Origin of the sequence: Streptomyces sp. NPDC017991 (assembly GCF_044328075.1) — a bacterium.
Lineage (GTDB): Bacteria > Actinomycetota > Actinomycetes > Streptomycetales > Streptomycetaceae > Streptomyces.
In genome coordinates, this window is sequence record NZ_JBIRGP010000017.1 from 1 (window position 1) to 12,321 (window position 12,321).

The 12,321-nt window shown below is 70.2% G+C and carries 14 protein-coding genes; 7 read left to right on the top strand and 7 right to left on the bottom strand.

The genetic code is table 11. The features are described from left to right. The first annotated feature begins 397 nt into the window (after positions 1 to 397). Genes ACH4DZ_RS38390 through ACH4DZ_RS38400 form a run of 3 tightly spaced genes read left to right on the top strand, consistent with a single transcriptional unit; the run spans position 398 to position 2,348 of the window. Positions 398 to 1,267 (top strand): AraC family transcriptional regulator, encoded by an 870-nt coding sequence (locus ACH4DZ_RS38390; RefSeq protein WP_398293668.1) that lies wholly within the window; start codon positions 398 to 400, stop codon positions 1,265 to 1,267. Between the two features lie 32 nt (positions 1,268 to 1,299). Next, positions 1,300 to 2,043: an AzlC family ABC transporter permease gene (locus tag ACH4DZ_RS38395; RefSeq protein ID WP_398293670.1), complete on the top strand. Its 744-nt coding sequence runs from the start codon at positions 1,300 to 1,302 to the stop codon at positions 2,041 to 2,043. After that, positions 2,040 to 2,348 carry an AzlD domain-containing protein gene (locus tag ACH4DZ_RS38400; protein WP_398293338.1) on the top strand — a complete coding sequence of 103 codons (309 nt, stop codon included), beginning with the start codon at positions 2,040 to 2,042 and terminating at the stop codon, positions 2,346 to 2,348. Before ACH4DZ_RS38395 ends, ACH4DZ_RS38400 begins: the two co-directional genes overlap by 4 nt. Before the next feature lie 83 nt (positions 2,349 to 2,431). On the opposite strand, the gene ACH4DZ_RS38405 is transcribed toward ACH4DZ_RS38400, so the two are convergent. Then, a complete protein-coding gene (locus ACH4DZ_RS38405) occupies positions 2,432 to 3,376 on the bottom strand; it encodes a hypothetical protein (protein ID WP_398293340.1) in 945 nt (314 codons plus the stop codon). Positions 3,377 to 3,456: 80 nt separating this feature from the next. On the opposite strand from ACH4DZ_RS38405, the gene ACH4DZ_RS38410 reads away from it, so the two are divergent. The 4 genes from ACH4DZ_RS38410 (at position 3,457) to recX (ending at position 7,385) form a co-directional block, all read left to right on the top strand. Then, positions 3,457 to 3,651, top strand: coding sequence for a DUF3046 domain-containing protein (locus ACH4DZ_RS38410; protein ID WP_107021447.1), 195 nt, complete (start codon positions 3,457 to 3,459; stop codon positions 3,649 to 3,651). A gap of 61 nt (positions 3,652 to 3,712) precedes the next feature. After that, positions 3,713 to 4,975 (top strand): AI-2E family transporter, encoded by a 1,263-nt coding sequence (locus tag ACH4DZ_RS38415; RefSeq protein ID WP_398293342.1) that lies wholly within the window; start codon positions 3,713 to 3,715, stop codon positions 4,973 to 4,975. A 271-nt stretch (positions 4,976 to 5,246) separates the two neighbouring features. Beyond that, positions 5,247 to 6,377, top strand: coding sequence for a recombinase RecA (gene recA / locus ACH4DZ_RS38420; RefSeq protein ID WP_398293344.1), 1,131 nt, complete (start codon positions 5,247 to 5,249; stop codon positions 6,375 to 6,377). A gap of 3 nt (positions 6,378 to 6,380) precedes the next feature. After that, positions 6,381 to 7,385 (top strand): recombination regulator RecX, encoded by a 1,005-nt coding sequence (gene recX, locus ACH4DZ_RS38425; protein WP_398293346.1) that lies wholly within the window; start codon positions 6,381 to 6,383, stop codon positions 7,383 to 7,385. 266 nt (positions 7,386 to 7,651) lie between these two features. On the opposite strand, the gene ACH4DZ_RS38430 is transcribed toward recX, so the two are convergent. The 6 genes from ACH4DZ_RS38430 to ACH4DZ_RS38455 all read right to left on the bottom strand — a co-directional run bounded on the left by ACH4DZ_RS38430 (position 7,652) and on the right by ACH4DZ_RS38455 (position 12,254). Beyond that, the gene (locus ACH4DZ_RS38430; protein ID WP_398293348.1) at positions 7,652 to 8,086 is read right to left on the bottom strand and encodes a rhodanese-like domain-containing protein; all 435 of its coding nucleotides are present in this window, start codon (positions 8,084 to 8,086) and stop codon (positions 7,652 to 7,654) included. After that, complete coding sequence (locus tag ACH4DZ_RS38435; protein WP_398293349.1) at positions 8,083 to 8,634, bottom strand: cysteine dioxygenase; 552 nt, start codon at positions 8,632 to 8,634, stop codon at positions 8,083 to 8,085. Before ACH4DZ_RS38435 ends, ACH4DZ_RS38430 begins: the two co-directional genes overlap by 4 nt. Before the next feature lie 81 nt (positions 8,635 to 8,715). Beyond that, entirely contained in the window at positions 8,716 to 8,802 is an 87-nt protein-coding gene (locus ACH4DZ_RS38440) for a putative leader peptide (protein WP_310875732.1), read from the bottom strand. 89 nt (positions 8,803 to 8,891) lie between these two features. Beyond that, entirely contained in the window at positions 8,892 to 10,487 is a 1,596-nt protein-coding gene (locus tag ACH4DZ_RS38445; protein ID WP_398293351.1) for an FAD-dependent monooxygenase, read from the bottom strand. Positions 10,488 to 10,695: 208 nt separating this feature from the next. Continuing rightward, positions 10,696 to 11,592, bottom strand: coding sequence for an amino acid ABC transporter permease (locus ACH4DZ_RS38450; RefSeq protein WP_398293353.1), 897 nt, complete (start codon positions 11,590 to 11,592; stop codon positions 10,696 to 10,698). After that, positions 11,589 to 12,254: an amino acid ABC transporter permease gene (locus tag ACH4DZ_RS38455; RefSeq protein ID WP_398293355.1), complete on the bottom strand. Its 666-nt coding sequence runs from the start codon at positions 12,252 to 12,254 to the stop codon at positions 11,589 to 11,591. The genes ACH4DZ_RS38450 and ACH4DZ_RS38455 overlap by 4 nt, the downstream gene beginning before the upstream one ends. Positions 12,255 to 12,321 lie beyond the last annotated feature (67 nt).

The following is a 12,321-nucleotide window of genomic DNA, read 5'->3' on the forward strand; positions in this document are numbered from 1 at the left end:
GGGGCGCGCGCCCGGGGGGCGGGCGGGGGCCGCGGGGGCCCGGGGGGGGGGGGGGGGGCGGGGGGGGGGCGGGGGGCGGGGGGCGGGCCGGGCCGGGGGGGGGGGCGGGGCCGGTCCGGGGGTATCCGTCCTCGGTCTGGCGCGAGTCTGTTTGATTTGGAAGTGCTCTAGTTGCGCGCCAGCCGCTGCGGGCGGATACCCCCGGACCGGCCCCTTCTGTCGTCCGTCGCCCGTCCCTCGTCCCCCGTCGTCCGTCGTCCGTCGTCCGTCGCTCGTCGTCCGTCCCTCGTCGTCTGTCGCCTGTCCCTCGTCGTCTGTCGCCGGTTGTCTGGTGGTTGTGGGGCGTGTGGGGTGGGGGTGAGGTGTGTGCGGGGGGTCGGTGGCGGAGAATGTGGGCATGGCGGGTGCGGGGCAGGAGCGGGCTCGGCACTGGCAGTACGCGGAGCTGCCCGGTGTCGATCTGCTGCGTGCCCGGTATGTTCGGAAGACCTTTGTGCGGCATACGCACGAGAACTTCGTCATCGCCGCCATATCCGACGGGGTGGAGGTCTTCCATCACGGTGGGGCCGATCAGTACGCCGGGGCCGGGGCCCTCGCGCTGGTCAATCCCGATACTCCTCATACGGGGCGTGCCGGTGTTCCCGAGGGCTGGCGGTACGGGGCGGTCTACCCGTCGCCCGAACTGGTGGCGGAGATCGCCGCCGAGACCACCGTTCTTCGTGGTGCGCCCGGTTTCATGAGTCCGGTCGTCGATGATCCGTACACCGTGGGGCTGGTGCATCAGGTGTTGCGCGCCGCCGACGAGGGCAATGCGCTTGCCGCCGACACGTTGTTGCGGGTGGCCGTGACCCGGCTGCTGAGGATCAACGGGGGAACGCTGCCGCAGCGGGTTCCGCGGACGGCGGGGGCCAGGATGGCGGCACGCGCGCGTGCGGTTCTCGAAGAGCGGATCGCGCGGCCACCCACTCTGGAGCGGCTCGCCGGGGATCTGGGGACCAGTCCCTTCGCGTTGCTGCGCGCCTTTCGGGACGCCTACGGCATGCCGCCCCACGCGTGGCTCACCGATGTCCGCGTACGGCGCGCGCGGCGGCTGCTGGACGCGGGAGTCGTGCCTGCCGAGGTGGCGCTGACCGTGGGCTTCACCGACCAGCCGCACCTCAATCGGCACTTCACCCGGATCGTGGGCGTGCCGCCGGGGGCCTATCAACGCGAGCGCAAGAACGTACAAGATCCGCGGGAGGGGTCCCGCCTACGGTCCCAGGCGTGACAGAAGAAACAGTTCCCGCGCAGGTAAGAGACATAAGCGCGGATGTGCGAAGTGGCGACAGCGGGAAACCCGATGCCGCCGTCGTGAGGGACGCGCTCGGTGTCGGGGTGGCCGTCGGGCTTTCCGGGTTCGCCTTCGGAGTGACCTCGGCGGGCAGTGGGCTCACGGTGCTGCAGACCTGTGCCCTCAGTCTTCTGGTGTTCACCGGCGCCTCGCAGTTCGCCCTCGTGGGGGCGTTGGCCGGCGGGGGCAATCCGTTCGCGGCCGCGGCGGGCGCCTTCTTCCTCGGGGTGCGCAACGCCTTCTACGGACTGCGTCTGTCGCAGTTGCTGGCCCTCCCGCGCGCGGTGCGGCCGTTCGCCGCTCAGTGGGTCATCGACGAGACCACCGCCGTGGCCCTCGCCCAGCCCACGCGGCGCAGTGTGCGGATCGGGTTCACCGTCACCGGGCTGTCGCTCTACGTGCTGTGGAACCTGACCACGCTGCTCGGCGCGCTGGGCGCCGAGGCCATCGGCGACACCGACGCCTGGGGCCTCGACGCGGCCGGGCCCGCGGTCTTCCTGGCGCTGCTCGCACCGATGGTCAGGACGACCCTGGAGCGCGTTGTCGCGGGTCTCGCGGTCGTTCTCGGGCTCGGGCTGCTGCCTGTACTGCCTGCCGGGGTCCCCGTCCTGGTGGCTGCGCTGGCCGCCCCGGTCGCCCTCTGGGCCGATGGTCGCCGCAGGGCGCGTACGGGGTCCGTCGGCGGGCGTGGCGGGGCGGAGGAGGAGCGTTGAACATCTGGATAGCCATCGGTGTGACCGCTGTCGGTTGCTATGCCGTGAAACTCATCGGGCTGCTGATTCCCGCGGGTGTTCTGGAGCGGCCGCTCGTCCAGCGGCTGGCCGCCCTGCTGCCCGTCGCCCTGTTGGCCGCCCTGACCGCTCAGCAGACCTTCGCGGACGGCCGGCTGCTGGTGCTGGACGCCAAGGCCGCGGGCCTTGCCGCGGCCACCGTGGCGCTGCTGCTACGTGCTCCCTTCCTGTTGGTCGTCGCCGCGGCTGTGCTGGTCACGGCAGGAGTGCGGGCCATGGCCGGCTGAGGGGGCGACAGCGGGCTGGGGCGGCGATGAGGGGGTTGGGGGTGGGGGCGCGATGGCGGGTGGGGGCGGGCTGAAGGGAGGCGTCAGCCGATCGGCAGGCCGTGTGCCCGTAGGGTGCGCAGTGCCTCGATCGTGACGATCGGGCGGGCCTCCAGGGCCGTGCCCGGAGCCCATTGGCGCCAGCGGATCGGCCAGCCGCCGTCCTCCCGCTGCTGTGTTCTCAGGAAGCCCAGGGAGCGGGTCATCTCCTCGTCGGTGAACCACGCGCGCGCGAGGGAGCCCGGCGTCTTCGCGTAGTCGTGCGGCAGGTGGTGTTCCCCCGGCGCGTATCCGGGTGCCACAGGGAACGCGTCGAGATGTTCCGGATCCAGCACCGCGAGTCGCTGTTCGCGCACCAGACGGCCGAGCCGGTCGGCGGCTGCTTCCGCGCGCGGCCGGTCGGGAGCGGAGTCCAGGAAGGCCACGGCGGCCTCGATCTCGTACGGATGTGTCTTCTCCAGGGACTCCACCGCCTGCCAGCAGAAGTCGGTGGCCCGGAACAGCCAGGCGTGCCACACCTCGTTGCGGTGCAGCAGGCCCACCACAGGGCCGGTGGCGAGCAGTTCGCTGGGCGGATCGTCCACGATCGGTACGAAGGGTGCCGACGGATAGCCCCGCTGGCTGGGACGGATCGCCGGAAGCGCCCCGTCCTGCGTCGACACAGAGGTCAGGTAACGGCACACGCGTTCCACCCGCTGGCCGCCGCAGCGCCCGATCGAGTCCAGGACCCGCAGCGCGTGCCCGACGTGCAGGGGCTGGCTGACCGGGCCTCGCAGATCGGGTTCCAGCGCGTGGCCGTACCCGTCGTCCTCGTTGCGGTAGGCGGACAGCGCGGTCTCCACCGCGTCCGCGCCGTCGCCCAGGAAGTGGTACGCGAAACGCCGCTGCTCCAGCACGCGCGCGGTGAGCCAGACGAACTGCTCGGCGCGGGCGACGGGAGTGTGCGCCGGGGGCGTCGGGGGGAGTGTGGATGCTCCTGTTTCGGCCATGGGTCAGACCGTAGGACGGAAAGCGTTCTCGGCAAGCGGTCCCGGCTCGGGCCCACCCTCAGGGGCGGGATAATGAAGTCATGCGGTTGACGGTCTTCTGGGAGCGGATGTCGGATCACTTCGGTACGGAGTACGCCGACACCTTCGCGCGCGATCATGTGATGTCGGAACTCGGCGGACGTACGGTGCGGCAGGCGCTGGACGCGGGCTGGGAGGCGAAGGACGTGTGGCGCGCGGTGTGTACCGCGGTGAACGTTCCCCACGAATCGCGCTGAGCGGTCACGAAGATCCGGGGGAGTGGGGTCGATTGCCGGTGGCGTGGGCGAGACTTGGCCCGTGGCATCGACAGATGAGACCGCGCAGGTCGCACAGCACGCATCACCGCTCGGCACGACACCTCCCAGGCCCCCGGCCGGAGGCGCGGTCGAGGGGGGCGTCCGCATGCCGCGCTGGTTGCCGCGGGCCATGGTGCTCGCCCTTGCCCTCATCGCCTGTTTCCAGCTGGGCAGTTGGGCTTTCCACCAGCTGACCGGGCTGCTGATCAACATCCTGATCGCGTTCTTCCTGGCCCTCGCCATAGAGCCCGCGGTGAGCTGGATGTCCTCGTTCGGCATGCGCAGAGGGCTGGCCACCGGCCTGGTGTTCCTCCTCACGATGATCGTGAGCGCGGGCTTCATCGCGCTGCTCGGCTCGATGCTCGCCGGGCAGATCATCGACATCGTCGAGGACTTCCCGAAGTACGTCGACTCGGTGATCAGTTGGATCAACACCACTTTCCACACCGAACTCAGCCGTGTCGACATCCAGGACAGCCTGCTGCGCTCCGACTGGCTCCGGAAGTACGTGCAGAACAGCGCCACCGGCGTCCTGGACGTGTCCGCGCAGGTGCTGGGCGGCCTCTTCCAGCTCCTGACGATCACCCTGTTCGCGTTCTACTTCGCCGCCGACGGCCCGCGGCTGCGGCGCGCACTGTGCTCGGTCCTGCCTCCGTCCCGGCAGGCGGAGGTCCTGCGCGCGTGGGAGATCGCCGTCAACAAGACCGGCGGGTACCTCTACTCGCGCGGCCTGATGGCGCTCATCTCCGGCCTGGCGCACTACGTCCTGCTGGAGTTCCTGGGCGTGGACTACGCGCCCGTGCTCGCCGTCTGGGTGGGACTGGTCTCGCAGTTCATCCCCACCATCGGTACGTATCTCGCGGGCGCCCTGCCGATGCTGATCGCCTTCACGGTCAACCCCTGGTACGCGCTGTGGGTGCTGGTCTTCGTCGTGATCTACCAGCAGTTCGAGAACTACGTGCTGCAGCCCAAGCTGACCGCGAAGACCGTGGACATCCACCCGGCGGTCGCCTTCGGGTCGGTCATCGCGGGCACCGCCCTGCTCGGAGCCGTCGGCGCGCTGATCGCCATCCCGGCGATCGCCACCCTGCAGGCCTTCCTGGGGGCGTACGTGAAGAGGTACGCCGTCACGGACGACCCGAGGGTGCACGGGCGCCGCGAACGAGGCTCCGGCACCCTCCTGAAGCGCGTACGGCAGTTGCTGCGCGGGGGTTCCCAGGGTTCGCCGCCGAGTGAGGGTGACGGGCCCCGCGCCTCTTCCTGAGGTCGTCCCGGGCCGTCCAGGCGGCCCCGGAACGGTCCGGCCGCACGGTCGCGACACACCCTCGCCCCGGCGCCTGATGCGCTTGACATCAAAATCGAACATCCATTCTCATGGAGGTTCTGGCGAAGCCCGGAACGGGATGCGGGCGGGGATTTCATGCGGAAGTGCCCGAGTTATCCACAGGCTGGACGGGCGTCGGGGCGGATTGTCAGTGGCAGGCGTTAGCGTCTTTGACGTGAAGCGATCGACACAAGCAAATCGGGTGGAACCCATGGCAGGAACCGACCGCGAGAAGGCGCTCGACGCCGCGCTCGCACAAATTGAACGGCAATTCGGCAAGGGCGCGGTGATGCGCCTCGGTGAGCGGCCGAACGAGCCCATCGAGGTCATCCCCACCGGCTCGACGGCACTCGACGTCGCTCTCGGTGTGGGCGGCCTGCCGCGCGGCCGAGTGGTGGAGGTGTACGGGCCGGAGTCCTCCGGCAAGACGACCCTGACCCTGCACGCGGTGGCGAACGCGCAGAAGGCCGGCGGCCAGGTGGCCTTCGTGGACGCGGAGCACGCCCTCGACCCCGAGTACGCGAAGAAGCTCGGCGTCGACATCGAGAACCTCATCCTGTCGCAGCCGGACAACGGCGAGCAGGCTCTGGAAATCGTGGACATGCTGATCCGCTCCGGCGCGCTCGACCTCATCGTCATCGACTCCGTCGCGGCCCTGGTGCCGCGCGCGGAGATCGAGGGCGAGATGGGCGACTCGCACGTGGGCCTGCAGGCCCGGCTGATGAGCCAGGCACTGCGGAAGATCACCAGCGCGCTCAACCAGTCGAAGACCACCGCGATCTTCATCAACCAGCTCCGCGAGAAGATCGGCGTGATGTTCGGCTCGCCGGAGACCACGACCGGTGGCCGGGCGCTGAAGTTCTACGCCTCGGTGCGCCTCGACATCCGCCGTATCGAGACCCTGAAGGACGGCACCGACGCGGTCGGCAACCGCACCCGCGTCAAGGTCGTCAAGAACAAGGTCGCACCGCCCTTCAAGCAGGCCGAGTTCGACATCCTCTACGGCCAGGGCATCAGCCGCGAGGGCGGCCTGATCGACATGGGCGTGGAGAACGGCTTCGTCCGCAAGGCCGGCGCCTGGTACACGTACGAGGGCGACCAGCTCGGCCAGGGCAAGGAGAACGCGCGCAACTTCCTCAAGGACAACCCCGACCTCGCCAACGAGATCGAGAAGAAGATCCTGGAGAAGCTGGGCGTCGGTGTGAAGCCGGAGAAGGAGAAGCCGGCTGCCGAGCCGGGCGCGGACGCGGCGGTGCCGGTCGCTGCAGCGGAGGGCGCGAAGACTGTTCCCGCTCCCGCGACCAAGACCGTCAAGCCCAAGGCCGCGGCGGCCAAGAGCTAGTCCGTGACACGACGAACGGACTGGGCCGAGCACGTCTACCCCGTCGCCCCTCAAGGACAGGGCCAGGGCCACGGGGGAGACTTCGGCTCTGCCGACAGAGGTGGCGCGGACGAAGGCGGCAGCGTGTACGAGGACGGTGGACCGTACGGCGGGGGTGAGCCGTTCGGTCCCGGCGCCTCGGGCCCGGACGGGGCATACGGCGAGCACGGGGGAGACCGCCGACCTGCGAACGGTCGGAGGCGCGGCGGTGGTCAGTCCCGCGGTGACGGTCCGCGGGAAGGCAGCGGTTCATCGGGCGCCGGCTCAGGGCGCGGCGCCGGTGAGTGGCCGTACGGGGACGGGGACGGAGGAGACCGGGACGGCGGAGCGCGGGACCAGGATGCTCCGGGGCGCGGAGGCCGTGCTCGGCGAGGGCGCGGCCGGCGCAGTGGCTTCGGAGAGGCGTCCGGCGACGCACAGGACGGAGGCGCCCCTTCCTCGTCGAGGGCCGAGAAGGCGGAGCAGCCGAAGGACCCGGCTGAGCAGGCGCGGGCGATCTGTCTGCGCCTGCTCACCGGGACCGCGCGCACGCGAAAGCAACTGGCGGACGCGTTGCGCAAGCGCGAGATCCCGGACGACGTGGCGGACGAGGTGCTGTCACGCTTCGAAGAGGTCGGGCTGATCAACGACGGCGCCTTCGCGGACGCCTGGGTGGAGTCCCGCCACCACGGCCGGGGTCTCGCCCGGCGGGCCCTCGCCCAGGAGCTGCGGACCAAGGGCGTGGACTCCACACTGATCGACGAGGCGGTCGCACAACTCGACTCCGACCAGGAGGAGGCGACCGCACGCGCACTCGTGGCGCGCAAGCTGCGTTCCACGCGCGGCCTCGACCGCGACAAGCGCATACGGCGCCTCGCGGGCATGCTCGCCCGCAAGGGCTACTCCCAGGGTACCGCCCTGCGCGTGGTCCGCCAGGCGCTTGAGGAAGAGGGCGAGGACACAGAACTCCTCGGCGACGAGGAGTTCTGAGGGAGTCGAGAGGCTTCACCGAGGGGACCTACGGTCCCTGCGATTTCCGGTGCGGGGTCTGGGCACGGTGGACGCGCGGGGGCGCCCATCGCGCTCGGGCCCGGAGCTGGCTGTCACGCTGTCACCGGAGTGCTTCGATCCGAGTAAGTGACAACTCCCCTTCAGAGGGCTGCTGTTGTCGTGCGTGTGTGGTTGTGGGCGAGGTGGAACCAGGGCGCGCGTCTCCCACGTCCGAGGAGACCGCCGCGCCCCGGTCGACCACAGCCCTAGGCTGTGGCCACCGGCAGTCCCGCCGTTCGCCAGGCCTGGAAGCCTCCCACCAGGTCCGTCGCCCGATGCAGTCCCAGCTGTCGCAGGGAGACGGCCGCGAGGCTGGACGCGTAGCCCTCGTTGCAGACGACCACGACACGCAGGTCGTGGCTCGTGGCCTCGGGAGCGCGATGGCTGCCCTGGGGGTCGAGCCGCCACTCCAGTTCGTTGCGCTCGACGACGAGCGCGCCGGGAATCAGGCCGTCGCGCTCGCGCAGCGCCGCGTACCGGATGTCGACGAGCAGGGTGTCGCCCGCCTCCGCGGCCTCATGGGCGGCCACCGCCTCGACCCGGTCCAGGTCCGCACGGACCCGCTCCAGCAACTCGTCGATCCCCACAGGGCGTTCGGCCGTCACGGAACGCGCGGAAGCCACGGGACGTTCGGCCGTCACTGCCAGTCCTCGGGGCGCTCGACCTGCTCCAGGCGCAGCACCTGGCCGGTACGGCTGTAGCGGCTGATCCGGGGGAGCGGCGGGTAGTACGCGTGCACGGAGACGGCGTGCTCCTCGGTGGACTCGTTGAGCACCTCGTGCACATGGTGGCGGCCGAAGGAGCGGCCCTTGCCGGCCGACAGCCGCCGCTCACGGTCGATTCCCTCGGTGAGTTCGAGGGTCTTCCAGCCGTCCGTGGGCAGCCGTGCGACGAGCGAGTTCTCCTTGAGTTCGCCGGACGCGGTGAGGAAAGCGCCCACCGACTCGGCGTGGTCGTGCCAGCCGGTGCCCGTACCGGGCGGCCAGCCGATGAGCCAGGCCTCGCTTCCGCCGGGACCTTCGAGGCGTACCCACGTACGGCCCTCGGGATCGAGCGGCAGGGAAGCGATCAGTTCGGCGTCGGCGGCCGTGCGCCGTACGAAGTCCAGCAGCTCGGCCTGGGTGGGAGTGCGGGCCCCTGTGGAGGCGGTGGAACCGGCGGAAGCGGGAGCAGAGGGTGTTACAGACACGGGTACCGTCCTGACAAGCGTTCGCGTGGGTGCGCGCGGCAGCCGAGAGGCCTCGCGCGCGGGATTTCAGAGGATGCGAATTCAGCAGGACGGGCGACACACGCAGCCCGCATAGCGGATCAGGTCCATATGGACCCTCCGCCACAGGCGCACACAGGTGTCGGTCACGATCCGGAGTAGACCATGAGGGTGCGGGCCGGTCAACTCAGTGTCATTGGTTGGACAGCAGCCCCCTTCGCAGGGGAGACAAGCCCCTTTCAGGACTTGCCCGCGGGCGCCTCCGCCGTGGTGCGGGGGCCACCCAGTGCCGCCTCCGCGGCCTCGTAGAGGTCGGCGGGGCGCACCCCGCCGAGCGCCGTGACCAGGTGTCCGTCCGGGCGGATCAGCAGCACGGTGTGCGCGGCCGCGCCCGGGTAGCTCTCGGCGACCAGCAGCTCGGCCCGGTGCGGCAGCGCGGTCACGGCGGCGGCGAGCCGCGGCATGATCCCGGCCGTCACCCAGTGCTTGCGGTCCCACACCACGGTCCCCGGCGCGATCAGCAGCACGAGCAGCGCGCCCCTGCCCAGCCGGTCGCGCAGGGCCACGGACGAACCGTCCTCGGCCGTCACCCGTACATCGGCGATCGCGGCGCCCGCCTCCGTGTCGACCTCGACCGCGGACTCTGCGTGCGGAGGTGCGAGCGGTGAATTGGCGTACGCCCCCGGCGTGCCCAATGGACCGCGCCCCAGGTGTCCGTCCGTGAGGAGGGCGTCATGGCCGCGGGCCGCCCCGGGCACCGCGGAACGCAGTCCTCCGCCTCGCAGCAGCGGCAGTGCCTGGTCGGCGGCGCGCAGGCGCGCGGCGACGATCGCACGCCGCTCCACCTGGTAGCTGTCGAGCAGTGCCTCGTGCGGACCGTGGTGCCAGGCGAGGGCCAGTTTCCACGCGAGGTTGTCGGCGTCCCGCAGGCCCTCGTCGAGGCCCTGGGTGCCGAGTGCGCCGAGCAGATGCGCCGAGTCCCCGGCGAGGAAGACCCGGCCGGCCCGCCAGCGCCGCGCCAGCCGGTGGTGGACCGTGTGGACCCCGGTGTCGAGCAGCTCGTACGGCGGGGTGGTGCCCCTGCTCCAGCCCGCCAGGGTCTCCCGGACGCGTGCCACCAGGAGGTCCGGTGTGACCAGGTCCTTGCCCGGTGGCAGCAGCCAGTCCATGCGCCACACGTCGTCGGCGAGGGGGCGCGCGGTCACCTCGGAGACCGGGGGGCCCGAGGTCCGCCACGGGGGCGTGCGGTGCAGCAACGCCTGCCCGGGCCACGGGAGTTCCGTACGCAGCGCGGCGACGGCGTGGCGTTCGACGGCCGTACGTCCCGGGAATCGGATGTCCTGGAGCTTGCGCACCGTCGAGCGGGGCCCGTCGCAGCCGACCAGGTAGCTGCCGCGCCACCAGGTGCCCTTGGGGCCCCGGGTGTGCGCGGTGACGCCGGCGGTCTCCTGCTCAAGGGAGTCGAGACGGCTCTCCACGGCGACCCTGACCAGGCGTTCGGTCCCGATCGCCGCGCGCAGGGCGGCCGTCAGCGTGTGCTGGGGGAGGTGCAGCAGCATGGGATCGTCCTCGCCGAACGTGATCTCCCGCATCACCTGCTTGCGCCGCATCGACCGCCATCCGGACCAACGGAAGCCCGCCTCGTCAACGAGGAAACCCGTCAGCCGCCCGATCAGCGCGGCCGTGTCCTCGCGCAGCACGGCCGTACGCGCGAGCCGCTGTTCGTCTTTGCCGGGGCCCTCGTCCAGCACGACCGACGGGACCTCCTGACGCGCCAGCGCCAGGGCGAGCGTGAGTCCTACGGGCCCCGCTCCGACGATGATCACCGGGTCCACGGCGCGGTGCCCCCTGCCCGGAGCGGCCTACTGGGTGTCCTACCGGGATTCGCAGGTGGAGCGGGGTACACGATCACAGAACGTATGCAACCTATTGCCGGTGCTTGCGTCAAGTGACGGAGGCAGTGGCGACGACGCCACTGCCTCCGGTTGCTCACACCACGTCAGTTCTTCCGCGTACGTGGGCCGTTCAGTTGCCCCTGTCGGCTCAGCGGGCGCCGTCCACGTGCTCACCGGGCGTGTTGAGCTCTTCGACCGCGTCCGCGCCGAGGACCGCACCGGTGGACTTCTTGCCGCGGCGCAGCCTGGTCTCCAGCCAGCCGGCGAAGCTCGTGAGCGAGAAGTTGATCACAATGAAGATCACCGCGACAACCGTGAAGCTGGCGATGGTGTTCGCGCCGTAGTAGGCACTCATCGTGTTGGCCGCGGCGAGCAGTTCGGCGAAGGTGAGGACCGCGCCGCCGAGTGCCGTGTCCTTCACGATCACCACGAGCTGGCTGACGATCGCCGGCAGCATCGCCGTGACCGCCTGCGGCAGCAGGATGAACCGCATGACCTGGTTCTTGCGCAGACCGATGGCCGACGCGGCCTCGGCCTGTCCCCTGGGCAGCGAGAGGATGCCCGCCCGGACGATCTCGGCGAGGACCGAGGAGTTGTAGAGCACCAGGCCGGTGACGACCGCGTACAGGGGACGGTCGTCCGAGCTGACGTTCGTGTACTGGGAGTACGCGGCGTTGGCGAAGATCATCAGGATCAGTACCGGGATGGAGCGAAAGAACTCCACCACGGCGCCCGCGGGCACCCGGAGCCAGACATGGTCGGACAGCCGGGCGATGCCGAAGAACGCACCGAGCGGCAGGGCGATGATCATCGAGAGCGCCGCGGCGATCAGGGTGTTCTTCAGGCCCGGCCAGATGTACGCCGACCAGGCCTCGGTGCCGGTGAAGAAGGGCTTCCACAGCACCCACTCCAACTGGCCCTTGTCGTCGAGCGTCTTGTAGACCCACCACAGCGCCGCGACGAGGACGGCCACGAACACCACCGTGAAGATGACGTTCCGGCGCTTGGCGCGCGGGCCCTGTGCGTCGTAGAGGACCGAGCTCATCGCTTCACCGCCACCTTCTTGCTCACCCAACCGAGGATCAGACCGGTCGGCAGTGTCAGGCAGATGAACCCGAAGGCGAACACTGCCGAAATCAGCAGGAGTTGCGCTTCGTTCTCGATCATCTCCTTCATCAGCGCCGCCGCCTCGGCCACGCCGATCGCCGCGGCCACCGTGGTGTTCTTCGTCAATGCGATCAGGACGTTCGCCAGTGGACCGACGACCGAACGGAACGCCTGCGGCAGCACGATCAGCGACAGCACCTGGGTGAAGTTCAGGCCGATGGCGCGAGCCGCCTCGGCCTGGCCGACCGGCACCGTGTTGATGCCTGAGCGCAGGGCCTCACACACGAAGGCCGAGGTGTACATGGCCAGGCCGAGCACCGAGAGCCGGAAGTTGACGTCGTCGAAGTTGCTGGAGCCCATGTTGAAGCCCAGCGTCTGGCTGAGACCCAAGGAGGAGAACAGAATGATCACGGTCAGCGGGATGTTCCGCACAATGTTGACGTAGGCGGTACCGAAGCCGCGCATAAGAGGCACCGGGCCGACCCGCATGGCGGCCAGCAGGGTCCCCCAGATCAGGGAGCCGACGGCGGACAGGACGGTCAGCTGCACCGTCGTCCAGAAGGCTGCCCACAAGTCGTAACCTTCAAGAAAATCGAACACGATCTCCCGCGCTTCCGCGTGTGGGGAGGGCTCCTCCTGACCGGTGCGCCGCCCCAGGAGGACGACG

Excerpts from the sequence above, each read along its gene's own strand:
- ACH4DZ_RS38390 (WP_398293668.1), top strand. The coding sequence starts at position 398 with ATGGCGGGTGCGGGGCAGGAGCGGGCTCGGCACTGGCAGTACGCGGAG.
- ACH4DZ_RS38450 (WP_398293353.1), bottom strand. The coding sequence starts at position 11,592 with ATGAGCTCGGTCCTCTACGACGCACAGGGCCCGCGCGCCAAGCGCCGG.
- recA (WP_398293344.1), top strand. The coding sequence starts at position 5,247 with ATGGCAGGAACCGACCGCGAGAAGGCGCTCGACGCCGCGCTCGCACAA.
- ACH4DZ_RS38410 (WP_107021447.1), top strand. The coding sequence starts at position 3,457 with ATGCGGTTGACGGTCTTCTGGGAGCGGATGTCGGATCACTTCGGTACG.
- ACH4DZ_RS38405 (WP_398293340.1), bottom strand. The coding sequence starts at position 3,376 with ATGGCCGAAACAGGAGCATCCACACTCCCCCCGACGCCCCCGGCGCAC.